The sequence below is a fragment of the Bradyrhizobium sp. RD5-C2 genome, from assembly GCF_019972155.1.
In the GTDB taxonomy this organism is placed as follows: domain Bacteria; phylum Pseudomonadota; class Alphaproteobacteria; order Rhizobiales; family Xanthobacteraceae; genus Bradyrhizobium.
In genome coordinates, this window is record NZ_BOVL01000020.1 from 259415 (window position 1) to 282080 (window position 22666).

General features: G+C 65.7%; 22 protein-coding genes. 7 read left to right on the forward strand and 15 right to left on the reverse strand.

All coding sequences use genetic code 11. From position 1 onward, the window contains the following. Window positions 1-11: 11 nt before the first annotated feature. On the reverse strand, window positions 12-479 hold the full coding sequence (locus BraRD5C2_RS26135; RefSeq protein WP_223973301.1) for a carboxymuconolactone decarboxylase family protein: 468 nt from the start codon (window positions 477-479) through the stop codon (window positions 12-14). Further along, on the reverse strand, window positions 476-883 hold the full coding sequence (locus BraRD5C2_RS26140) for a cupin domain-containing protein (protein ID WP_223973303.1): 408 nt from the start codon (window positions 881-883) through the stop codon (window positions 476-478). The genes BraRD5C2_RS26135 and BraRD5C2_RS26140 overlap by 4 nt, the downstream gene beginning before the upstream one ends. Window positions 884-971: 88 nt before the next feature. On the opposite strand from BraRD5C2_RS26140, the gene pdxR reads away from it, so the two are divergent. After that, the gene (gene pdxR / locus BraRD5C2_RS26145) at window positions 972-2426 is read left to right on the forward strand and encodes a MocR-like pyridoxine biosynthesis transcription factor PdxR (protein WP_223973304.1); all 1455 of its coding nucleotides are present in this window, start codon (window positions 972-974) and stop codon (window positions 2424-2426) included. On the opposite strand, the gene BraRD5C2_RS26150 is transcribed toward pdxR, so the two are convergent. Then, on the reverse strand, window positions 2404-3231 hold the full coding sequence (locus BraRD5C2_RS26150) for an SDR family NAD(P)-dependent oxidoreductase (protein WP_223973313.1): 828 nt from the start codon (window positions 3229-3231) through the stop codon (window positions 2404-2406). The two genes, pdxR and BraRD5C2_RS26150, sit on opposite strands and share 23 nt — an antisense overlap. Before the next feature lie 326 nt (window positions 3232-3557). Here BraRD5C2_RS26150 and BraRD5C2_RS26155 point away from each other — a divergent pair, with 326 nt between their 5' ends. Then, window positions 3558-3842 carry a hypothetical protein gene (locus BraRD5C2_RS26155; protein ID WP_223973316.1) on the forward strand — a complete coding sequence of 95 codons (285 nt, stop codon included), beginning with the start codon at window positions 3558-3560 and terminating at the stop codon, window positions 3840-3842. Between the two features lie 274 nt (window positions 3843-4116). Continuing rightward, window positions 4117-4737 (forward strand): TerC family protein, encoded by a 621-nt coding sequence (locus BraRD5C2_RS26160; protein ID WP_223973317.1) that lies wholly within the window; start codon window positions 4117-4119, stop codon window positions 4735-4737. Window positions 4738-4801: 64 nt separating this feature from the next. Here the strand turns inward: BraRD5C2_RS26160 and BraRD5C2_RS26165 are convergent, their stop codons facing one another. The 4 genes from BraRD5C2_RS26165 to BraRD5C2_RS26180 form a co-directional block, all read right to left on the reverse strand. Further along, window positions 4802-5518 (reverse strand): RraA family protein, encoded by a 717-nt coding sequence (locus tag BraRD5C2_RS26165; protein ID WP_223973319.1) that lies wholly within the window; start codon window positions 5516-5518, stop codon window positions 4802-4804. Window positions 5519-5769: 251 nt separating this feature from the next. Then, window positions 5770-6648, reverse strand: a complete 879-nt coding sequence (gene pssA / locus BraRD5C2_RS26170; protein WP_223974004.1) for a CDP-diacylglycerol--serine O-phosphatidyltransferase — start codon at window positions 6646-6648, stop codon at window positions 5770-5772. Window positions 6649-6877: 229 nt separating this feature from the next. Beyond that, a complete protein-coding gene (locus BraRD5C2_RS26175) occupies window positions 6878-7576 on the reverse strand; it encodes a phosphatidylserine decarboxylase (RefSeq protein ID WP_092127222.1) in 699 nt (232 codons plus the stop codon). 53 nt (window positions 7577-7629) lie between these two features. Beyond that, window positions 7630-9618 (reverse strand): ABCB family ABC transporter ATP-binding protein/permease, encoded by a 1989-nt coding sequence (locus tag BraRD5C2_RS26180; protein WP_223973321.1) that lies wholly within the window; start codon window positions 9616-9618, stop codon window positions 7630-7632. A gap of 213 nt (window positions 9619-9831) precedes the next feature. Here BraRD5C2_RS26180 and BraRD5C2_RS26185 point away from each other — a divergent pair, with 213 nt between their 5' ends. Next, entirely contained in the window at window positions 9832-10437 is a 606-nt protein-coding gene (locus BraRD5C2_RS26185) for an LOG family protein (protein ID WP_223973323.1), read from the forward strand. Window positions 10438-10619: 182 nt separating this feature from the next. Here the strand turns inward: BraRD5C2_RS26185 and BraRD5C2_RS26190 are convergent, their stop codons facing one another. The 4 genes from BraRD5C2_RS26190 to cysS all read right to left on the reverse strand — a co-directional run bounded on the left by BraRD5C2_RS26190 (window position 10620) and on the right by cysS (window position 14617). Next, complete coding sequence (locus BraRD5C2_RS26190) at window positions 10620-10997, reverse strand: VOC family protein (RefSeq protein WP_223973325.1); 378 nt, start codon at window positions 10995-10997, stop codon at window positions 10620-10622. Window positions 10998-11103: 106 nt separating this feature from the next. Beyond that, window positions 11104-12702 (reverse strand): citramalate synthase, encoded by a 1599-nt coding sequence (gene cimA / locus BraRD5C2_RS26195; protein ID WP_223973327.1) that lies wholly within the window; start codon window positions 12700-12702, stop codon window positions 11104-11106. Then, window positions 12699-13205 carry a GNAT family N-acetyltransferase gene (locus tag BraRD5C2_RS26200; protein WP_223973342.1) on the reverse strand — a complete coding sequence of 169 codons (507 nt, stop codon included), beginning with the start codon at window positions 13203-13205 and terminating at the stop codon, window positions 12699-12701. The genes cimA and BraRD5C2_RS26200 overlap by 4 nt, the downstream gene beginning before the upstream one ends. Beyond that, on the reverse strand, window positions 13202-14617 hold the full coding sequence (cysS, locus tag BraRD5C2_RS26205) for a cysteine--tRNA ligase (RefSeq protein ID WP_223973344.1): 1416 nt from the start codon (window positions 14615-14617) through the stop codon (window positions 13202-13204). The genes BraRD5C2_RS26200 and cysS overlap by 4 nt, the downstream gene beginning before the upstream one ends. A 295-nt stretch (window positions 14618-14912) precedes the next feature. Here cysS and BraRD5C2_RS26210 point away from each other — a divergent pair, with 295 nt between their 5' ends. Both BraRD5C2_RS26210 and BraRD5C2_RS26215 read left to right on the forward strand, forming a co-directional pair. Then, window positions 14913-15221, forward strand: a complete 309-nt coding sequence (locus tag BraRD5C2_RS26210) for a hypothetical protein (protein ID WP_223973352.1) — start codon at window positions 14913-14915, stop codon at window positions 15219-15221. Between the two features lie 143 nt (window positions 15222-15364). Next, entirely contained in the window at window positions 15365-16519 is a 1155-nt protein-coding gene (locus tag BraRD5C2_RS26215) for a DUF2865 domain-containing protein (protein ID WP_374708048.1), read from the forward strand. A gap of 89 nt (window positions 16520-16608) precedes the next feature. Here the strand turns inward: BraRD5C2_RS26215 and BraRD5C2_RS26220 are convergent, their stop codons facing one another. From BraRD5C2_RS26220 to BraRD5C2_RS26235, 4 genes are all read right to left on the reverse strand, one after another. Beyond that, window positions 16609-18360, reverse strand: a complete 1752-nt coding sequence (locus tag BraRD5C2_RS26220) for an NAD+ synthase (protein WP_223973356.1) — start codon at window positions 18358-18360, stop codon at window positions 16609-16611. A gap of 90 nt (window positions 18361-18450) precedes the next feature. After that, window positions 18451-19596, reverse strand: coding sequence for an NAD(P)/FAD-dependent oxidoreductase (locus BraRD5C2_RS26225; protein ID WP_223973358.1), 1146 nt, complete (start codon window positions 19594-19596; stop codon window positions 18451-18453). Beyond that, window positions 19593-19952, reverse strand: coding sequence for a diacylglycerol kinase (locus BraRD5C2_RS26230; protein WP_223973364.1), 360 nt, complete (start codon window positions 19950-19952; stop codon window positions 19593-19595). Before BraRD5C2_RS26230 ends, BraRD5C2_RS26225 begins: the two co-directional genes overlap by 4 nt. Before the next feature lie 30 nt (window positions 19953-19982). Beyond that, a complete protein-coding gene (locus tag BraRD5C2_RS26235) occupies window positions 19983-21371 on the reverse strand; it encodes a class II 3-deoxy-7-phosphoheptulonate synthase (RefSeq protein ID WP_223973366.1) in 1389 nt (462 codons plus the stop codon). Between the two features lie 146 nt (window positions 21372-21517). Here BraRD5C2_RS26235 and BraRD5C2_RS26240 point away from each other — a divergent pair, with 146 nt between their 5' ends. Beyond that, on the forward strand, window positions 21518-22444 hold the full coding sequence (locus tag BraRD5C2_RS26240; RefSeq protein ID WP_223973368.1) for an alpha/beta hydrolase family protein: 927 nt from the start codon (window positions 21518-21520) through the stop codon (window positions 22442-22444). Window positions 22445-22666: the final 222 nt, after the last annotated feature.

A 22666-nucleotide genomic window follows, 5' to 3' on the forward strand; every position in this document is an offset into this window, starting at 1 on the left:
ACCCTAAGAGATCACGCAGCGGCGGAATGCTCTCGCACGGCCTGCGGCGGGTTGCGGAAGCCGATTGCGATCCGGTTGTAGGTGTTCATCAGGCCGATCGCGATGGTCAGGTCGACCAGTTGCTTCTCGCTGAACACCGCGCGCGCCGCTTCATACACGTCATCCGGGATCGCGGTCTCCGCCACGCGCGTGACGGTTTCGGCCCAGGCCAGCGCCGCACGCTCCTCGGCGTCGAACAGCACCTCCGCCTCGCGCCAGGCCTGCAGCAGCGCCAGCTTCTCGATCGCAACGCCCATTTTCTGCAAGCTGCGCGTATGCATGTCGAGGCAATAAGCGCAGCCGTTGATCTGCGAGATGCGCAGGTAGACGAGCTCGATCAGCGCCGCCGGGAGGCCGCATTGCGTGAGGTAGCCGTAGACGCCGCCAAGCGCCTTGATGCCGGCGGGCGCGACCTTGTTGTAATCGATGCGCATGCTCACGGCTTGTGCCCTTCCTTGTCGAAGACGGTCAGCGCCTTGTCGTTGCTGTCGACGACGAACACCGCGAGGATCTTGGCCGGCTCGGTCGCGCTGGCGTTTCGCCCGAGCACGTGATGGGCGCCGGGCGGCTCGAAGAAGCTGTCCCCGGCCCGATAGATGTGGGCGGCCTCGCCCTCCAGCTGGCTCTCGATCGCGCCCTGCAGAACGTACACGTAAAGAAATGCCGATTTGGCGTGATGGTGCGGCGCCGAGGGCTCGCCCGGCGGGAAGTTGACCTCGACCGCGATCAGCGACTTGCCGGGAATATTGGTGATGGCGTGCTCGAATTTCGGCGTCACCGATTGCGCCACAGCGGGGGTTGCAAGCGCGGCGCAGGCCAGCAGCGTCGTCCATAGGATCTTCATCAGGTGCCTCCATTGCTGTCGTAAAAATGCGGACGCGCGGGCCTGAAAAGAAGCACCAAGAATGGACCGAATTGGTGTACCACGGGCCATGCCCAACCCGCTTCCCATTGCGCTCGACCGCTCGGCAAGGACGCCGCTCTCCGAGCAGATCCGCAAGGCGATTGCGGCGGCGATCGACAATGGCGTGCTGGTGCCGGGCGCCCGGTTGCCGTCATGGCTCGATCTCGCCGCGCAGCTCGGCGTTGCGCGGGGCACCGTGCGCGCGGCCTACGACAAGCTGTCGGATGCCCAGCACATCGTGTCGTCGAAGGCGAACGGCACCACCGTCGCCAGGCGGCCGCGGAAGATTGCAAAACCCGATGCGCCGATCGCTCCCGGATCGGTCGTGGAGATGTTTCATGACCTGAGCGGTCAAGGGCACTTCCGGATGGGCGTCCCCGCACAGGACGCGCTCCCTGCGAAGTTGCTGGCGCGAATCCGCGCCCGCGCCGTTCGGGCGGAATTGAGCGCGGTGACCCGCACCATCGATCCACGCGGCGAGCTCGAACTGCGGCGGGAGATCGCGGCGCACCTCGCGATCGCGCGCGGGCTTGAATGCTCGCCCGCACAGATCGTCATCACGTCGGGCTTCACCGGCGGGCTTGGCCTCGCGCTCCGCGTGCTCGGCCTTGAAGGCCGCCGCGCATGGATGGAAGACCCGGGATTTCCATTGACCCGAAAGGGGCTCGAGCTCGCCCGGCTTGAGCCGGTGCCGATCCCGGTCGACGGCGACGGCCTCGATGTCGACCATGGCCTCAGGCACGCGCCCGACGCGGCGCTCGCGGTGGTGACGCCGGGCCAGCAGGCACCGCTCGGCCCGCCATTGTCACTGAAGCGTCGCACGCAATTGTTGGACTGGGCCGCGCAAACCGGCGCCTGGATCATCGAGGACGACTATCTCGGCGAGCTGCAGCTCGATGGCCGCGCCGCGCCCGCGCTTGCCTCGCTCGACCGCGCCGGCCGGGTGATCCATCTCGGCTCCTTCAGCAAGACCATCTCGCCGACGCTGCGGCTTGGATTCCTGGTTGCGCCCGAACAATTGGCGGCGCAGTTCGCCGATGTCGCGACATGCCTTGCCCCTGCTCCGGGACCAGCCGTGCAGCTTTCCACCGCGGAGTTCATGCGCGACGGCCACTACATCCGCCATCTCCGGCGCACCAAGCGGACCTATGGCGAGCGCCGCGACGCGTTGGCGGCTGCGCTGCGGCCGTGGAGCAACGATGTGCGGGTTGCCGGGCTTGCGGTCATGCTGACATTGCCAGACAGCGCCGACGATGTCGCGATCGCGCGGCAGGTGCTGGCGCATGGGCTGGCGCCCGCCCCGCTCTCGCCGTGGTATCTCTCACCGAAACGCGCGCAGCCGGGCTTGCTGCTCGGCATTGCTACGGTGCCCGATCGCGGGGTTCAGGCCGCCTGCAAGCGCCTGTTCGAAGTGATCCGTGGCCAAGGTCACACCCAGAGCGCGCCTGCGTCGCGCCGCGTCAGGAAATCCGCAGCCCGGTAAGCGCAAGGCTCAACGCCTTTAGCCGTTTGCGCGCCTCGGCGTCATAGGCCTGGGCATGGGCGCGGGCCTCGCGCTTGCCGTCGAAGAACAGCCCGCTCTTGCCCGCGACATCGTCGTCCTGAATTAGACGCAGGATGGCGTCGCCGCCCTGCTCGACGGTCGAGATCGGCGTGGCACCGCTCGCGCGCACCATCGTGGTGTTCATGTAGGTCGCCGGATGCAGCGAATTGACGGTCACCCCGCTGCCTTCGAGCTCGGCGGCGAGGTCGATGGTGAACATGATCTGCGACAGCTTGCTCTGCGCATAGGCGCGGGCGCCACTGTAGTTCTTGGTGATCATCACATCGCCGAAATCGATCGGGTGCTGGCCGAGCGATGCGACATTGACGATGCGCGCCGGCGTGCTCGCCTTCAGCCGCGGCAGCAAGAGATGCGCGAGCAGGAAGCCGGCGAGATAGTTCACCGCGAAGCGCAGCTCGTGGCCGTCCTTGCTGGTTTGCCGTGCCGGCCCTTCGTTCTGCGAGCCGATGCCGGCGTTGCAAACCAGCACATCGAGGCGCTCCTGATCGTCGAGCACCAGCTGGGCGAACTCGCGGACCTCGGCGAGCGAGGACAGATCGGCCTGATAGAACATCGGCTCGCGGCCGGAGACCCGCTTGATCTCGTCGGCGAGGGTCTGCGCCCGCTTGGTATCGCGGCCGTGGATCAGGACCCGGGCGCCGGCAGACGCCAGCTTCAACGCCACGTAGCGGCCGACGCCATCGGTGGAACCTGTGATCAGCACGGTCTTGCCTGCCATATTCATGGACATCGCCCTTCGGTCGTTCTCCCAGCGCTGCCAGCAAAGATAAATGCGCTAGCCGAACATTGCCATGGCATGCCGCGACGCGATCACCCCCAAAACGGCGCCGAAATGGCCCGCTCACAGCCCTCTTCCACGGCCACCAGATGCGCAGTCTGTCGCGCGGCCTGCGGTCGCGCGGCGCCGCGCCGCGCGTCAATGTGAATGCATTCTGATATCGTCGGGATGAACGACAAGGCCAGGATCGGCAAAGGTCGGCAAGAATCGGAATGTCCTCGACCATTCCAGACAGGTTCTCACGGAAAGCTCCCTCGCTGGAGCCGTTCGGCATGCTGCTGTTATTCGCGGTGCTGACCGCGCTGCCGATCATCCTGACCGTTGGTCTGGTTGAGCCCGCACTCGTGCTGCCCGCGCTCAGCCTAGTGTTGTTTGCGGAGGCAGCCATTGCCGCGCTTGCGGCGCGCGTGATCCACATGCGTGCAAGCGTGGCGAACCTCACGCTGTCGGATTTTGCCGGAGCATTCACCTTCATGGGATGTGCGGCGGCGATCCTCGGCGAGCCGGATCAGGCGGCGCTGTTCTTCGAGGAACAGGCTGCGCTGCGTCCGGCATAGAGCATGATCCGGAAAAGTGTGAAGCGGTTCTCCGAAAAGATCATGCTCAAGTAAGAACAAGGCGCGATGACAATCCAATCTGATTTCATCGCGCTTTGACCGTAATCCCAGGCCGGGCCCCTCTGGCAGCCACAAGCTGCGATGTCGGACTGGAACTCAGTTGGAGTGGCCCTGCTTCGACCCGCGACGCGGACACGCGCCGCGGCGGATTCGCCGTCTGCATGACGGCGTCGTCGAAACGGTCCACTCCCCGACCTCAAGGGGAGCATTGCCCATGTCCGAACTGTTTTCACTCGACGCCCTCAGCGCCTTGCTGCAGGTCGTCGTCATCGACCTCGTGCTGGCCGGCGACAACGCTGTCGTGATCGGCCTTGCCGCGGCCGGTTTGCCGGCGAAGCAACGCGGCAAGGCGATCCTGATCGGCATCGCGGCCGCGACGCTGCTGCGCATCCTGTTCGCCCTGCTCACCACGCAACTGATGCAGATCGTCGGCCTGCTGCTGGCCGGCGGCATCCTGCTGCTGTGGGTGTGCTGGAAGATGTGGCGCGAGCTGCGCGCCACCGCGCAGGAGACCGCGGCCGAACATGCCGCCGATGGCGCGGAAGGACAGCGCAAGACGCTGTGGCAGGCCACGACCCAGATCATCATAGCCGACGTCTCGATGTCGCTCGACAACGTGCTCGCGGTCGCCGGCGCGGCGCGCGAGCAGCCGATCGTGCTGGTGTTCGGCCTTGCGCTCTCGATCGCGATGATGGGCGCGGCCGCGACCTTCATCGCGCGGCTGCTGCAAAACCACCGCTGGATCGCCTATGTCGGCCTCGCCGTGATCCTCTATGTCGCCGTCGACATGACCATTCGCGGCGCATCCGAGATCGCGAAGGTCGCGCCGGGCTGACGATCGAAAGCAAAACGGCGGGCCTTTCGGCCCGCCGTTCGGCATATCGAGGACGCGCGTTGCGTCAGTGGATTTCCGCCGAACGCTTCAGCGCGTCCTTCAGCTTCTCGAGGGTAAAGTCCTTGCTGCGCGCGATATCCAGGATCGGGGTCTCGCGGCGGCCGCAAAGCTCGGCGGCCTCGGGCAGCTTTGCCGCGATCTCATAGGGGATCACGATCGCGCCGTGGCTGTCGGCGTGGATCAGGTCGTCGGAGCGCACCGTCATGCCGGCGACACGGACCTCGCCGCCAAAGCTTTCGGCATGCACCCAGGCGTGCGACGGGCCGATCGAGCCGGCCAGCGCCTGGAAGCCCGGCGCCCATTGCGGGATGTCGCGGATCGAGCCATCGGTGATGACGCCGAGACAACCGAGCGCCTTGTGCACCGCGCTCTGCACCTCGCCCCAGAATGCGCCGTAGCCGACGTCGGGACCGTCAATGTCCTGGATCACGGAAATGCGCGGACCGAAGCCGGTGCCGACATATTCATAATATTCGATGCGGCGCTTCGACTGCTCCTCGGCCGAGAGACCGGACTTCAGCACCGAGCGGATCGCGACCGTGCGCGCGTAGCCGACGATCGGCGGCAAGGTCGGGAACGGGCAGACCAGCGGCTTCACGGTGTAGCCGATCAGACGGCGCTCTGGCGCGACGATCTCCATCGCGTTGCAGATCGTCGGCGTGTCGTAGCGCGCCAACGCCTCGAGGACGGAAGCAGGCAGCGGGGCGGAAGCGGATGTCACGGCGTTTCTCTCCTGATTTTTGGCGTTTGCAGGGCCGTCTCAGCCTATAGCCGAGATCGCAGGCGAACCCAACCGAGCCACGCTCATGGCTGATATTTGGGAGAAGACGCACACATCGCCCTATGACCGTCACCCTGAGGTGGCCGCTTCTTCAGAGGCCCTCGAAGGGTCGACGGCCCCAGCTGGTGGCCGTGCATCCTTCGAGGCTCGCTTCGCTCGCACCTCAGGATGACGGATCAGGGAGAAGCACCTCAATGCAAATGCGTCGGACGATCGTCGTTGTCGGCATCCGCGACCGGCGCCGTGTAGGGATTGGCCGCCTGCGTCGCCACCGGCGCGCTCGCACCCTGCGTCTGCGCCGCAAGGGCACGTTCCTGGTCACGATACGACTTCCAGCCCCAAGGCAGGCTGATCAGATAGGCGACCGAGCCCGCCGACAGGATGTGCCAAGGATAGCCGATCAACAGCGCGACGAAGAACACCACCGACACGAACACCGGCAGCACCATTTCTGGCGGCACGCGCATCTTCACGGTCTTGCCGGAGAACACCGGCAGCCGCGACACCATCAGGAAGGCGATCAAGAGCGTGTAGAACGCCGTCAGCGTCGCCGGCGGCATCGGCACGCCCAGGAAGGCGAGATAGATCGGCAGCAGCACGGTGATCGCGCCGGCCGGCGCCGGCACGCCCGTGAAGTAATTGGCCGCGAAGGCCGGCTTGTTCGGATCGTCGATCGAGGCGTTGAAGCGCGCCAGCCGCAGGCCGCCGGAGATCGCAAACACCATCGCGGCGATCCAGCCACCATTGTTCAATTCATGCAGCTGCCAGAAATACAGGATCAGGCCCGGCGCGACGCCGAAATTGACGAAGTCGGCGAGGCTGTCGAGCTCGGCGCCGAATTTCGACTGGCCCTTGATCATGCGCGCGACTCGGCCGTCGATGCCGTCGAGGATCGCGGCGAACACGATGGCGGCGACCGCGAGCTCCATCCGCCCTTCCGTCGACAGCCGGATCGCGGTGAGGCCGGCGCAGATCGCCAGCAGCGTGATCATGTTCGGCACGAGCATCCGCACCGGGATCGGGCGGAACCGACGGCGGCGCAACTCGCTGGAATTGGGATCAAAGGGCATCATGGTTTGCAATATAGCAAGCATGGCCCGACTCCGCCATTGGCGCCGGAACCGGCTGATTGTGCGGGCGAAAGAGAGTTAACCGCCTCATAGGCGTGCCAATTCCCTGCTCGTCATGCGCGGCCTCGTGCCGGGCATCCACGTCTTTGCGCCCATCACACGACAAAGACGTGGATGGCCGGGACAAGCCCGGCCATGACGAAAACTCGGTCCAGAGGATTCCGCGCAATCAATCGGCGCGGTAGGTGCGGCCCGGGTCGGCGTTGCGGAAATCGGCCAGAATGGTCTCGCCGGCAACCGCGGTCTGGCCTTCCGAGACCAGCGCCTTGGTGCCCTCGGGCAGATAGACGTCGAGCCGCGAGCCGAAGCGGATCAGACCGAAGCGCTCGCCGGCGCCGATCGACTGGCCTTCCTTGACGAAGCACACGATACGGCGCGCCACGAGGCCGGCGATCTGGACCACGCCGATGCGGCCATTGGCGCCCGAGATCACCAGCGAGTTGCGCTCATTGTCCTCGCTCGCTTTGTCTAGCTCGGCATTGATGAAGGCGCCGGGCCGGTAGGCGATGCGGTCGATGCGGCCGGCCACCGGGCTGCGGTTCACGTGGCAGTTGAACACGCTCATGAACACCGAGACCCGCGGCAACGGCTTATCGCCGAGGCCGAGTTCGGCCGGCGGCAGCGCCTGCACCACCATGGAGACGCGGCCATCGGCCGGCGACACCACGATGCCGTCGCGCAGCGGCGTCACGCGGACGGGATCGCGGAAGAACAGCGCGCACCAGACCGTGAGCAGCGTCCCGATCCAGCCCAGCGGGGTCCAGATCCAGAACAGGATCAGGCTCGCCAGGGCGAAACCGCCGATGAACGGATAGCCCTCGGGGTGGATCGGCGGGATCTGCGCGCGGATGGAATTGGCGATCGACATCAGAGCTCGCTTGCGTTTCCCCGCCCCGTTTGGCGGGAGAGGCCCTAAATCGACTATTCCGCGGCGGTCGGCAAGGGTTTCTCACCCTCAACGGGGGTGGAATCCTCCGACGAATCGGTGACCACCGGCGGCAGGCGATTCGGCGCGCTGCCGTCGTCATCGACCTGGGCGAGTCGTTCGCGGGCCTCCTCGGCCTCGCGCTGCCGGTTCCACATGCTGGCATAGAGGCCGCCCGAGGCCAAAAGCCGCGCGTGGGTGCCGCGCTCGGCGATCCGGCCCTGGTCCAGCACGATGATCTCGTCGGCGCCGACGATCGTTGAGAGCCGGTGCGCGATCACCAGCGAGGTGCGGTTGCGCGACACCCGCTCCAGCGCGCCCTGGATCTCGTGCTCGGTGTGGCTGTCGAGCGCAGAGGTCGCCTCATCCAGCACCAGGATCGGCGGCGCCTTCAGCACCGTGCGCGCGATCGCGACGCGCTGCTTCTCGCCGCCGGACAGTTTCAGGCCGCGCTCGCCGACCTGGGTCTCGTAGCCCTGCGGCGACATCCGGATGAAGCCGTCGATCTGCGCCAGCCGCGCCGCCTCCTCCACCTCGTCGTCGCCGGCATCCCAGCGGCCATAGCGGATGTTGTAGCGGATGGTGTCGTTGAACAGCACGGTGTCCTGCGGCACCATGCCGATCGCCGACCGCAGCGAGGTCTGCGTCACATTCTTGATGTCCTGGCCGTCGATCAGGATGCGGCCGCTCGAGACATCGTAGAGCCGGAACAAGAGCCGCGAGATCGTCGACTTGCCGGCGCCGGAGGGACCGACGATCGCGACCGTCTTGCCGGCCGGCACCTCGAAGCTCAGACCCTTCAGGATCTGCCGGTCAGGCTCATAGGCGAAGCGGACGTCCTCGAAGCGCACGCTGCCTGTGGACACCAGGAGCGGCTTTGCGCCCGGCATGTCCTTCACCTCGGCATCGCGCGCCAGCACGTCGAACATCTTCTCGATGTCGATGATTGCCTGCTTGATCTCGCGATAGACCATGCCCATGAAGTTCAGCGGCTGGTAGAGCTGGATCATCATCGAGTTGATCAGCACGAAGTCGCCGACGGTGTGGGTGCCGTTGCGGATGCCGAACGCGCACATCAGCATGGTCGCGGTCAAGCCCGCGGTGAAGATGATCGCCTGCCCGGTGTTGAGCACAGCGAGCGAAGTGTAGGTCTTCACGCTGGCCTGCTCGTAGCGCTCCATCGAGCGGTCGTAGCGCCCTGCCTCGCGCTCCTCGGCGCCGAAATACTTCACCGTCTCGTAGTTGAGCAGCGAGTCGATCGCCTTGGTGTTCGCCTCGGTATCGGAATCGTTCATCTTGCGGCGGATCTCGATCCGCCACTCGGTCGCGATGTAGGTGTAGTACATGAACACGACGACCGTGATCAGCACCGCAAGCACATAGCGCCAGTCGAACTGCCAGAGCAGCACCGCCGCCAGCAGGGTGACCTCGACGATGGTCGGGATCAGCTGCAGGATCACCATCCGCACAATGGTCTCGATGCCGGAGCGACCGCGCTCCAGTACGCGGGTCAGGCCGCCGGTCTTGCGCTCGAGATGGAAGCGCAGCGACAGCTCGTGCATGTGCACGAAGGTGATGTAGGCGAGCCGCCGCACCGCGTGCATCGCGACGCGGGCAAAGATGCCATCGCGCCACTGCGTCAGCACCGCCATGATGATGCGCACCGCGCCGTAGCTGATCGTCATCAGCACCGGCGAGGCGATCAGCCAGACCATCCAGTTCGAGGAAGCGACTGGCGCCGAGCCCGTGCCGTTCAGCGCGTCGATCGCCCATTTGAAGGTGAACGGCACCGACAGCGTCGCGAGCTTGGCGAACAGCAGCAGCACCACCGACCAGATGACGCGCATCTTCAAATCGGCGCGATCGCCGGGCCAGATGTAGGGCCAGAGATGAACGAGGGTGCCGAGCAGCGTCCCCTTCTCGGCCGCCGAGGTCGTGGCCGCGGGCTGATCGGCCGCCGTCACAGTCTGTTGCGGCGGCACCATCAGGAGCCCGCTCGCGACGTCATGGCGCGGCGGTCCGCGGCCACATCTTTTCCACGATTTGCCATTGTGCCCGTCATATAGATCGTTTCAACGTGGCGTACAGGCTTATGACGAAAATTGTTCGCGATTCGCGGGAATTTACGGGATTTTTTGGCTCTCAATCCCCATATGCGAGTCTTGACCCTGTTTACGCTGCAGTGCCACAAGGATCGTATGAACCAAATCAAGACTGTCTGTGTTTATTGCGGCTCCGGCCCCGGTAACAATCCCCGCTTCGTTGAAGCTGCCGTCGCGCTCGGCAAGGCCTTTGCCGAAAACAACGTGCGCCTGGTCTATGGCGGCGGCTCGATCGGCTTGATGGGCGCGGTCGCGAAATCCACACTCGATCATGGCGGCTCCGTCACCGGCATCATTCCGGAATTCCTGCGGGCGCGCGAGAATGCGCTGACCTCGGTGCAGGAGATGATCGTCACCCCCGACATGCATGAGCGCAAGCGGCTGATGTTCGAGCGCTCGGACGCGTTCGTCGCGCTGCCCGGCGGCATCGGCACGCTGGAGGAGTTGGTCGAGCAATTGACCTGGCAGCAGCTCGGCCGTCATCACAAGCCGATCCTGCTCGCCAACATCGACAATTTCTGGGAGCCCCTGCTCTCGCTGCTCAGCCACATGCGCACGACCGAGTTCATCCGCCCGACGCTGCCGATCAACGTGCTGATGGCCGACCGCGTCGACGACATCCTGCCGCGGCTGCGTTCCGCGGTGGCCGGCAAGCCGGCGGCCGCGAAGGAGCTCGCGCCCGAGGTGGCGCGGCGGCTGTAAGCGATCGAGCGCACGAAACCATCCCCGTCATCCTGAGGTGCGAGCGGAGCGAGCCTCGAAGGATGAACGGCCCGGCCGGTGGCCGTGCATCCTTCGAGACGCGCTACGCGCTCCTCCAGCGACAAAGGCGAAGCCTTTGCGCGGGCATGACGGATTGAGAGAGGCACTCGTCCCCGTCCAAATCACTCGCTGGGAAACGTCACGGCCTCGATGCGGTTGCCGTCGGGATCGAGGACGAAAGCGGCGTAGTAGCGCACGCGGTCGTGCGGGCGCAGGCCCGGGGGACCATCGGAGAGGCCGCCTGACGCCAGCGCGGCAGCGTGGAAAGCATCGACCTCGGCAGTGGTTTTCGCGCGCAGGCAGATGTGGCTGCCGCTCTCATGCGCGACCTGCGCCATCGTGGCGCGCAGATTGATCCAGAATTCGGGATAGGCCTTGCCGAAGCCGATCGTCGCCGGTCGCGTAACGAGGCGGCTCAGGCCAAGCGCGGCCAGCGTCGGCTCATAGAACCGCGCGGCGCGCTCGAGATCGCGGACGCCGACGGAGACGTGGTCGATCATGAAAACCTCTCCCGCTGTCATTCCGGGATGTCCGCAGGACCAGCCCCGGAATCTCGAGATTCCGGGTTCGATGCTTCGCATCGCCCGGGAACGACGGATCAATCACTCACGCCTGCGCGCCCGACCTCACCAGCTTATAGAACACCGAATCCATCAGCGCCTGGAACGAGGCGTCGATGATGTTGGGCGAGACGCCGACCGTGGTCCAGCTCTCGCCGGTTTCGTCCTCGCTTTCGATCAGCACGCGCGTAACGGCCTCGGTGCCACCATTGAGGATACGCACGCGGTAGTCGATCAGCTTCAGGCCATCGATATATTTCTGGTACTTGCCGAGGTCCTTGCGCAGCGCCACGTCGAGTGCGTTGACCGGACCGTTGCCCTCGGCGGCCGAGATCAGCCGCTCGCCGTCGACGTCGACCTTCACCACCGCAAGCGCCACGGTGACGCGCTGGCCGTTGGCGTTGTAGCGCTGCTCGACATTGACGTCGAACTGCTCGACCTTGAAATATTCCGGGACCTTGCCGAGGGTGCGGCGCGCCAGGAGGTCGAACGAGGCGTTCGCCGATTCATAGGCAAAGCCCGCGGCCTCGCGTTCCTTCAGCTCTTCGACCAGGCGCGTCAGCCGCGGATCGCCCTTGTCATAGATGATGCCGGCGCGGTCGAGCTCGGCCATCACGTTGGAGCGGCCGGCTTGATCGGAGACCAGCACCTTGCGGTGGTTGCCGACGGAATCCGGCAGCACGTGCTCATAGGTCTGCGGATCCTTCATGACCGCGGAGGCATGGATGCCGGTCTTGGTGACGAAGGCGCTCTCGCCGACGTAAGCTGCGTGGCGGTTGGGCGCGCGGTTCAGCATGTCGTCGAGCGTGCGCGACACCTTCATCAGCGTCGCCATCTTCTCGGTGGTGACGCCGATCTCGAACTTGTCGGCAAACTCCTGCTTCAGCTTCAGGGTCGGAATCAGCGAGCAGAGATTGGCGTTGCCGCAGCGCTCGCCGAGGCCGTTGAGCGTGCCCTGGATCTGCCGCGCGCCGGCGCGCACTGCGGCGAGCGAATTGGCCACCGCCTGCTCGGTGTCGTTGTGGGCATGAATGCCGACATGGGTGCCGGGCACCTGCTTGACGACATTTGCGACGATGGTCTCGATCTCGTGCGGCATGGTGCCGCCATTGGTGTCGCACAGCACCACCCAGCGCGCGCCGGCTTGATAGGCCGCCGTGGCGCAGGCAAGCGCATAGTCGCGGTCCTCCTTGTAGCCGTCGAAGAAATGCTCGCAGTCGACCATCACTTCCCGGCCGAGCGCCTTCGCAGCCGCGACGCTGTCGCGGATCGAGGCGAGATTCTCCTCGTTGGTCGTCTCCAGCGCGACCCGGACCTGGTAGACGGAGGATTTGGCGACGAAGCAGATCGCGTCCGCCTTGGCCTCGAGGATGCCGGCGAGCCCCGGATCGTTCGAGGCCGAGCGGCCCGGCCGCCGCGTCATGCCGAACGCCGTGAAGCGCGCGTGGTCGAACGCAGGCTTCTTGCTGAAGAACTCGGTGTCGGTCGGATTGGCGCCGGGATAACCGCCCTCGACATAGTCGATGCCGAGCGCGTCGAGCATGCCGGCGATCACCTGCTTGTCCTGCAGCGTGAAATCGACCCCGTTGGTCTGCGCACCGTCACGCAGCGTGGTATCGAACAGATAGAGGCGCTCGCGGCTCATGCGTGGCCTCCGGGCACGGCAACGCCGTCGAGCGTCTTCTGCATCGTGGTGTTGGCGAGCCATTCGTCGCCGATGGTGACCGTATTGCGCTGCTGCGCGACGTAGCCGCGCTTGCGGAAGAATTCGAGCGCGGTGTCGCTGGCATCGACCTTCAGGGCCTTGGTGCCGCGGGCGCTCGCGATCTTCTCCAGCGCGTCGCACAGCGCGCTGCCTGCACCCTGCCCCACGGCGCTCGGATGCACATAGAGCATGTCGATGTGGTCGGCCCCCTTCAGCGAGGCGAATCCGACCGGCGCGCCCTGCAATGTCGCGATCAGCGTCAGCTGACCGGCGAGCCTCTTGCCGAAGGCCTCCTCGTCGTCGGCGGCCATCGCCCAGGCTTCCTGCTGCGCCTCGCTATAATCGTCGCCGGTCAGGTCCATGATCGACGCCGCGAAGATCGACGCCAGCAGCGGCGCATCGTCGGGCAGATACGGGCGCAACGCGGGTGCGAATCGGCTCATCGCGCGACCTCCCAGGTCGTGATCGGCTTTCCTTCGGCATCCTTGCCGTCCTTGATCGCCACGCCCATCGCCGCGAGCTGATCGCGGATCCGGTCGGATTCCTTGAAGTCCTTCCGCGCACGCGCCGCGGTGCGCTCGGCGATCAGCGCCTCGACCGCGGCGGCATCGACGCCGCTAGCCTGCTCCTTGCGGCCCTTCCACGCCGCCGCGCTCTCGGAGAGGAAGCCGAGCAGCCGCAGCGAACCGGCAAATTCCTTGCGGCTCGCTTCACTGCTCGCGGCAGCATTGCGCAAGCTGTGCAGCACGGCCATGGCCTGCGCCGTGTTGAGGTCGTCGTAGAGCGCCTCGACCATCGCCGGCGACGGCGCTCCGGGCTCGGCGTCGGCCGCGACCGCATACCAGTCATCAAGCGTCCTTGCGGCTTCCTCCGCACTCTTCAGCGTCCAGTCCAGCGGCGAACGGTAGTGCGTTCTCAGCATGCTGAGCCGCAGCACCTCGCCCGGCCAATCCGCCAAGAGATCGCGGATCGTGAAGAAGTTGCCGAGCGACTTCGACATCTTCTCGCTTTCGATCTGCAGGAAGCCGTTGTGCATCCAGACATTGGCCATGCGGTCGGTGTGGAACGCGCAGCAAGTCTGCGCGAGCTCGTTCTCATGGTGCGGAAACACCAGGTCGATGCCGCCGCCATGGATGTCGAACTTTTCGCCGAGATGCTTCCAGGCCATCGCCGAGCACTCGATGTGCCAGCCGGGCCGGCCTTCCATCGCAATGCCTGCCGGCGACGGCCAGGACGGCTCGCCGGGCTTCGACGGCTTCCACAGCACGAAGTCGGTGTTGTCGCGCTTGTAGGGCGCGACATCGACGCGGGCGCCCGCGATCATCTCGTCGAGCGAGCGCTTCGACAGCGCGCCGTAGCGCGGCAGCGTGGAGTTAGCCGCGTTCATCGCCTGCGGCGAGAACAGCACATGATCCTCGGCGACATAGGCAAAGCCGCCGGCGACCAGCTTCTCGATGATCGCGCGCATCTCCGGGATGTGCTCGGTCGCGCGCGGCTGCACGGTCGGCGGCAAGCAGCCGAGCGCGGCGACGTCGTCCTGGTACTGCTGATAGGTCAGCTCGGTGACCTTGCGGATCGCCTCGTTCAGGGGCACGCCGGGATAGTCCCGCGCGGCGCGAACGTTGATCTTGTCGTCGACGTCGGTGATGTTGCGGACATAGGTGACGTGATCGGCGCCGTAGCGATGGCGCAGCGCGCGGAACAGCACGTCGAAGACAACAGCGGCGCGGCCGTTGCCGATATGGGCGAAGTCGTAGACCGTCGGTCCGCAGGCATACATGCGGACGTTATCGGCATCGAGCGGCACGAACGGCCGCTTCTCCCGGGTCAGCGTATCGTAGAGGCGCAAATCCATGGGTACCCATCCCTTGCGGCCGGGCGTCCAGTGATTCTCAGGTGATTGAGAAAAGACGGCCTCAGCCAGCGAATCGCTAGCTCATAATCTCGCGGCAAATGCTGCAGATGGCGAGGTGGCCGTTCATGGTTCCATCGTGTCTCACGGCCCCCTGATCGCGTCAAGAGGCTGTTTTGGGGCGTTATGCAGCCCTCGTCGCACCGAAATCACGCCAACGCCCTCTTGGTTAATCATTATTAAGGAATTGGGCGTACGGGAGGGCCAGCGGATTCCCCGCCATTTTCACTGGTGCACCATGCGGCCCATTTCAGCATTGATTGCCTCCACGTTCCTCCTTGTCTCCTCGGCCGCTTTGGCCGACAGCCGCGTTTTCATCATCGCCAACCAGGCCGACGGATACGGCATCGACCAGTGCCTCGCCCACGGCGACCGCTGCGGTGCGTCCGCCGCCCGCGCCTACTGCCGGTCACGCGATTTTGCGCAGGCCACCAGTTACCGCCGCGTCGATCCCGACGAGATCACGGGCGCGGTTCCGCATGCCGCGAACGAGACATGCACCGGCAATAGCTGCGGCGAATACGTCGCCATCACCTGCCAACGCTGAGCCAAGCCGCTGGACAAACGGGGTTATTGCCACACCGGCGCCCCGGAAACGACGTGACGCTGCCCCGAGAAACGGCTATTGCAGCGGCCTTGCCTGCGCGCATTGGCGTTGATCGCCGCGCGGCGTCGTTTTAATGGCCGGATATGCCCAATAGCTCCCGTTCTCGCTTCTCCCGCTGGTTTCTGACTTGCGCCGTGCTGGCGGGCATCGCCCTGCCTGCCGCGGATGCCCTGGCGCAGGTGCCTCCGGGCCCGCCCGGCCCGGCGCCCCAGGGCGCGCAAGCCAATCCGATGTGCGGCCGGCTCGAAGGCCAGCTGGCGGCAATCGATCGTGGCGGCGGCGATCCGGCCAAGGACGAGCAGATCCGCCGCTATCAGGACGCGGCAACCCGGCAGCAGGGCGAACTGGATCGCGTGACGGCGCAGGCCCGGCGCATGGGCTGCGACAGCTCCGGATTCTTGTCGCTCTTCAACAACAACTCGGCGCAGTGCGGACCGGTCAACAACCAGATCCAGCAGATGCGCGCCAATCTTGACCAGATGACCGGAAATCTCGAGCGGCTGCGCACCGGCGGGCTCGGCGGCGCCGATCGCGAGAACCAGCGCCGCTCGGTCTTGACCGCGCTGGCGCAGAATAATTGCGGCCCGCAATACGCGGCGGCCGCGCGCGGCCCCGGCAATTTCATCGAGAACCTGTTCGGCGGCGGCGGTGGCGGCAATGCCAATCCGCTGCCCCCGCCCGACGCGCAATATGGTGGGCAGTCCGGCACCTTCCGCACCGTCTGCGTCCGCACCTGCGACGGCGCCTATTTCCCGATCTCGTTCGCGACCAGTCAGGCGCGCTTTGCCGCCGATGAGCAAATCTGCAAGGCGCAGTGCCCGGCCGCGGAAGCCAGCCTGTTCGCCTACCGCAATCCCGGCGAAGACATCAACCAGGCGGTCTCGATCAACGGCCAGTCCTACTCGTCGCTGCCGAACGCCTTCAAGTACCGCACCGAGTTCAATCCGTCCTGCTCCTGCAAGGCGGCCGGCCAGAGCTGGGCGGAGGCGCTGAAGGCGGTCGACGACCAGGCGTCCGCCGCGCAGCAGGGCGACATCATCGTCACCGAGGAGAGTGCGCGGAAGATGCAGCAGCGCGCGCAGACCAAGGCTGCCGCAGGCAAGAAGGGCGCGCCCGCAGCCGCGGCGGCTCAACCGCAGCAGCCCGCCGCCGCTGATGCAACGGCAGCACCTGCCGCGCCCGCAAGCGATGGCCAGATCCGCACGGTCGGCCCGACCTTCATCCCGAAGAAGCAGTAAGGCTCATTACATTTTGAGCGTGATCTCCGCGCAAACGCTTACGCGTTTGTCGCGTGGGAAAACCGGTCTCCACTTTTCCGGATCACGCTCTACCCCTCGAACGCTTCTGCCGACGCGCGCGAGCCGCGCGTCACCAGCGTCTCGTCCGGCTCCGGCAGCACCTTGCCGAAATCGCGGAAGCGGTTGGTGATGGGATAGCGGCGGTCGCGGCCGAAATTCTTCCGCGTTACCTTCACGCCGGGCGCCGCCTGCCGCCGCTTGTATTCGGCGATGTTGAGCAGGCGATCGATTCGCGTCACCACATCGCGGTCGAAGCCGGCTTCGATGATGGTCGCAAGCGGCTCCTCGCGCTCCACCAGCCGCTCGAGGATCGCATCCAGCACCTCATAGGGCGGCAGCGAATCCTGGTCGGTCTGGTTCTCGCGCAACTCCGCGGTCGGCGGCCGGATGATGATGTTGACTGGGATCACCTCGCCCGACGGCCCGAGTGCGCCGTCCGGCTTCCATTCATTGCGCAGGCTCGAGAGGCGGAACACCTCGGTCTTGTAGATGTCCTTGATCGGATTGAAGCCGCCGTTCATGTCGCCGTACAGCGTGGCGTAGCCGACCGACATTTCCGACTTGTTGCCGGTCGTCACCACCATGGCGCCGGTCTTGTTGGAGATCGCCATCAGAAGCGTACCGCGGGCGCGCGCCTGCAAGTTTTCCTCGGTGATGTCGCGCGCCAGCCCTTTGAACACCGGCGCCAGGATTGTCTCGAAGCCGTTGACGGCGTCGGCAATCGGCAGGATCTCGTAGCGGATGCCGAGCGCGGCGGCGAGCTTGGCGGCATCGTCGAGCGAGACCTGCGCGGTGTAGCGGAACGGCAGCATGACGCCACGCACCTTGTCGGCGCCGAGCGCATCGACCGCGATCGCGGCGCACAGCGCCGAGTCGATGCCGCCGGAGACGCCGAGCAGCACGCCGGGAAAACCGTTCTTGCGGACATAGTCGCGCAGGCCGAGCACGCAGGCCGCGTAATCCGCCTTGTCACCTTCGAGCTGCGGCGTGATCGGCCCATTGCAGCGCCAGCCGTCCGCGGTCTTGCGCCAGGTCAGCGTCGTGATGTTCTCCTCGAACGCCGGAAGCTGCGCCGCCACGGAGAGATCGGCATTCAGCGCAAACGAAGCGCCGTCGAAGATCAACTCGTCCTGGCCGCCCATCTCGTTGAGATAGATCAGCGGCAGCCCGCTCTCGGTGACGCGTGCCACCACGATCGAGAGCCGGAGATCGGCCTTGTCGCGCGCATAGGGTGAGCCGTTCGGCACGATCAGGATCTCGGCGCCGGTCTCGGCCAGGCACTCGACGACGTTTTCGTAGTCCTCGGATTCCTCCAACCAGATGTCCTCGCAGATCGGCACGCCGATGCGCACGCCGCGCACTGTCACCGGGCCCGATGCCGGGCCGCGCGCGAACAGCCGCTTCTCGTCGAACACGCCGTAGTTCGGCAGATTGGCCTTGAAGCGCAGCGCGGCAATGCGTCCGCCGTCGAGCAGCGCGCAGGCATTATAGAGCTTGCCGTCCTCGACCCAGGGCGTGCCGATCAGCATCGCCGGGCCGCCATCAGCGGTCTCGCGCGCCAGTTCCTCGATCGCGGCACGGCAGGCCGACTGGAACGCCGGCTTGAGCACCAGATCCTCCGGCGGATAGCCGGCGACGAACAGCTCCGACAGCACCACGAGGTCGGCGCCGTCGGCCTTGGCTTTCTCGCGCGCCGCACGCGCTTTCGCGGCGTTGCCGGTGACGTCACCGACCGTCGGATTGAGTTGCGCCAGGGTGATCTTGATCTGTTGTTCGCTCATAGCTTTATGTTGTCCCGCACAACGGCAAACTGCAATGGTCGTCCGATCATGGTGCGATTGCAGAAATCGCACTGGGATCTTAGGCGCCAATCAGGGGGCAAGCTCTGCCCTCACCTCGCCGAGCAGCGCCATGCCACCCAGCCGACCCAATTCGTCCGAACATTTCGCGCTCTTGCCATAGCAGCCGAATGCGACCGTGACCCGCTCGGAAAACGGTCCGATGCTGGGCAAGCCGGTGTCGCCGAAGGTGGTCATACAAGGCACGACGCGGCGTTCCTCGAATTTGAGGTCGCGAATGCGGTCAAGGATCTGGCTTTGCAGCCGATCGGCGACGTCAACCGATCCGCCCGACCGGAACCAGTCCTTGATCTCAGCTTCGCTCTCGAGCGCACGATCGACCGGATCGCCGCCGAGCTTCAGCCAGCTCTGGCCGTCCGGATAAGGGATCGGCGGCAGGATATAGGGATTGTCGCCCTTCGGCCCGAGACATCGCATCGACGGCATACCGGCCAGGCGTTGCACCTCCGCCGCACCGAGCCGGAACAGCGCCGCGGTGCGCGCATAGACCGTAAAGCCCAGCGATCGGCCGAGCAGCGATTGGGTGTGCCCGCCGGCCGCAACCAGCACGCGCTCGGTCTCGACATTGCCCGATCGCGTCCGGATCGTCACACCGGAGCCGCTCTCGGAAATCCCGAGCGCCGGCTCGTCGATGATCCGGGCGCCTGCGCGCTCCGCCGCGATGGTCTGCGCCCGGACCAGACGGCGCGGTGAGATGTAACCGGCATTGCGCGGCTCGAAATAGCCGAGCATTCCCACTGTCGATTTCAGGAACGGAAACCGCTCCGCGAGCGCTGCATCCTGATAGGCTTCACACGCGATCCCTTCGTCGGCGCATACTTGGCCGACCGAGGCGACATCGGTGGTTTCGCGATGGCCGACGTGAAGTGCACCGGCTTCGCGGTAGAATTCGACACCGCTTTCCGCGGCAATCTCGCCGTAGCGCGCGATCGCCGCGCGGTTCATCTGCCGCCAGAACGGCTGCGGATCGTAGACCCGCGTGATGCGGCCCTCATCATAGTGGCTGCCGAACACGCCGCTATGCTGCGCAAAATCCACCGGCTCATCGGGCCCGATCAGCGCAACGTCATGGCCCATCTTGCTCAGATGTCGCGCGGCCGCCGAGCCGATCAGTCCACGTCCGATCACCGCAAGCTTGATCGGCTTATCGGCACTCACGACGAGAATGCGCCCAGGCGTTCGGCGAGGGCGAACAGCCAGAACAGCCCGGCCATCACGAGCGCGACGCCGACGGCAGCCGAGCCCATGTCCTTGACCCGGCCGATCTGCGGATCGTGATCCATGGTCAGACGGTCGGCGAGCTTCTCGATCGCGGTGTTGAGCAGCTCGATCACGAGCACCAACACCACGGTTGCGATGAGCTCGACTCGGCGCATCACGGTGGCGCCGACCAGCCAGGCCAGCGGCACTGACAGCACCAGTGCGACGACCTCCTCGCGAATCGCCTGCTCCGAGCGAATGGCGAAGGCCAGCCCGTTGCGCGAGTTGATGGTGGCTCGCCAGAACCTCAGCAAGTCACTGCCCTCAAGTCACCTGCCCCCAACTCACATTCCAGCAGCGGCCGGCATCGGTTTGACCTTGCCTGCGCGCTCCTGCTTCAGCAGTTCGGCGATCAGGAAGGCCATGTCGATCGACTGTTCGGCGTTGAGGCGGGGGTCGCAGACCGTGTGGTAGCGGTCGTTGAGATCCTCATCGGTGATGGCGCGCGCGCCGCCGATGCACTCGGTGACGTCCTGCCCGGTCATCTCCAGATGCACGCCGCCGGCATGAGTGCCCTCGGCGGCATGGATCTGGAAGAATGCCTTCACCTCCGACAGCACGCGGTCGAACGGCCGCGTCTTGTAGCCTGAGGTCGAAGTGATGGTGTTGCCGTGCATCGGATCGCACGACCACACCACCTTGCGCCCTTCCCGCTGCACGGCGCGGATCAGGCCAGGCAGATGGTCGCCGACCTTGTCGGCGCCGAAGCGGTTGATCAGCGTCAGCCGTCCCGGCTCATCCTCGGGGTTGAGGATGTCGATCAGCTTCAGCAGTTCGTCCGGCTTCAGCGACGGACCGCATTTCAGGCCGATCGGATTCTTGATGCCGCGGAAATATTCGACATGGCCGTGATCGAGCTGGCGGGTGCGGTCGCCGATCCAGATCATATGGCCGGAGGTCGCGTACCAGTCGCCGGTGGTGGAATCGACGCGCGTCATCGCCTGCTCGTAGCCGAGCAAGAGCGCCTCATGGCTGGTGTAGAAATCGGTGGCGCGCAGCTCCGGATGGCTCTCGAGATCGAGGCCGCAGGCGCGCATGAAGTTCAGCGCGTCCGAGATGCGGTCGGCCAGTTCCTTGTAGCGGCGGGACTGCGGCGAATCCTTCAGGAAGCCGAGCATCCATTGATGCACGCTGCCGAGATTGGCGAAGCCACCGGTCGCGAACGCGCGGAGCAGGTTCAGCGTCGCCGCGGATTGGCGATAGGCCATCAGCTGGCGCTGCGGATCGGGAATCCGCGCTTCCGGCGTGAAGGCGATGTCGTTGACGATGTCGCCGCGATAGCTCGGCAGCTCGACGTCGCCCTGCTTCTCGGTCGGCGACGAGCGCGGTTTTGCAAACTGGCCTGCGATGCGGCCGACCTTCACCACCGGCAGCGCGCCGGCATAGGTCATGACGACGGCCATCTGCAGCAGCACGCGGAAGAAGTCGCGGATGTTGTTGGCGCCGTGCTCGGCAAAGCTCTCGGCGCAATCGCCGCCCTGCAGCAGGAAGGCCTCGCCGGCAGAGACCCGCGCCAGCGCCTTCTTCAGGCTGCGCGCCTCGCCCGCGAACACCAGCGGCGGAAAGGTCGCAAGCTGGGCCTCGACATCGGCCAATGCCTTGGCATCGGGATAATCGGGCACCTGCAGCACCTTCTTGGCGCGCCAGCTATCGGGTGTCCACCGCTCGGACATGAGGTCAACTCCTGAGCAAAAACCGCGACTTAATCGACGGGAAAGGTGGGCTTATACACAGCCGCCCGCCCCGCGGCTAGAAGGATTCCCGCAATCCCGTCAAACTCTTGCAGGAAAATACGAATTCGCATTTGCTGGACCATACCATGAATGCCAGGGAAATTGCCGTGGCCTCCGCCACGCTGGACGACGTTTTTAGCGACGACATCGTCGTGCCGGCCGCGGACGGCTATCCGCTCGCCGCGACGCTTTTCCTGCCGCGCGGCAGGAAGCGGCACGCCGTGCTGATCAACTCGGCGACCGCCGTGCCCCGCAAGGTCTATCGCGGCTTTGCCGGCTACCTCGCCCGCCGCGGCGCGGCGGTCTTGACCTACGACTACCGCGGCACCGGCGAGAGCAGGCCGATGGCGGCAACCGGCCTCAACAAGCCGAAGTCGCTCTCCGGCTTCAAGGCCACGATGGCGGATTGGGCCGCGCTCGACACCACCGCGGCCGTGAACTGGATGCGCTATCGCTACCGCGACCTGCCCTTCGCCTATGTCGGCCACTCCTTCGGCGGCCAGGCGCTTGGGCTCCTTGCCAACAACGCTGAAATTCCGCGCGCGCTGCTGGTCGCCTCGCAGGCCGCCACCTGGAAGCTGATGGCCTCGCCCGAGCGCTACCGCGTCGTCGCCTTCATGAACGGCATCGGCCTGCCGCTGGCGCGCACGCTCGGCTATGTGCCCGGCTGGGCCGGGCTCGGCATGGACCTGCCGCGCGGCGTGTTCGAGCAATGGCGCGGCTGGGTGATGCGCGAGCGGTATCTGCTCGATGACACGACACTTGCCGCGCGCAAGAATTTTCCGAAGTTCAACGGCAAGCTCCGCGCGCTTGTCGTCACCGACGACACCTGGGCGACGCGGCCGGCGGTCGAGTTGCTGTGCTCCGCCTTCACCTCGATCACCCCGGAGATCATCTCGATCCGGCCCGTCGACGCCGGCGCGAAAGCGATCGGTCATTTCGGCTTCTTCCGCAGCGAACACCGCGACGCCCTGTGGCGCGGCGCCGCGGAATGGCTCGAGGCGGAGAGCTAGGCGCAATCGAACCTTCGTCATTGCGAGGAGCGAAGCGACGAAGCAATCCATTGCTCCGCATATGCGGTGAGATGGATTGCTTCGCTTCGCAATGACGAGCTCTTGATTCAAGGGTCAAACAGCATATTCGGTGTCATCGCCCGGCTCGACCGGGCGATCCAGTATTCCAGCGGCAGTTGTGATTGATCGATAGGCCGCGGCGTACTGGATCCCCCCCCCGCG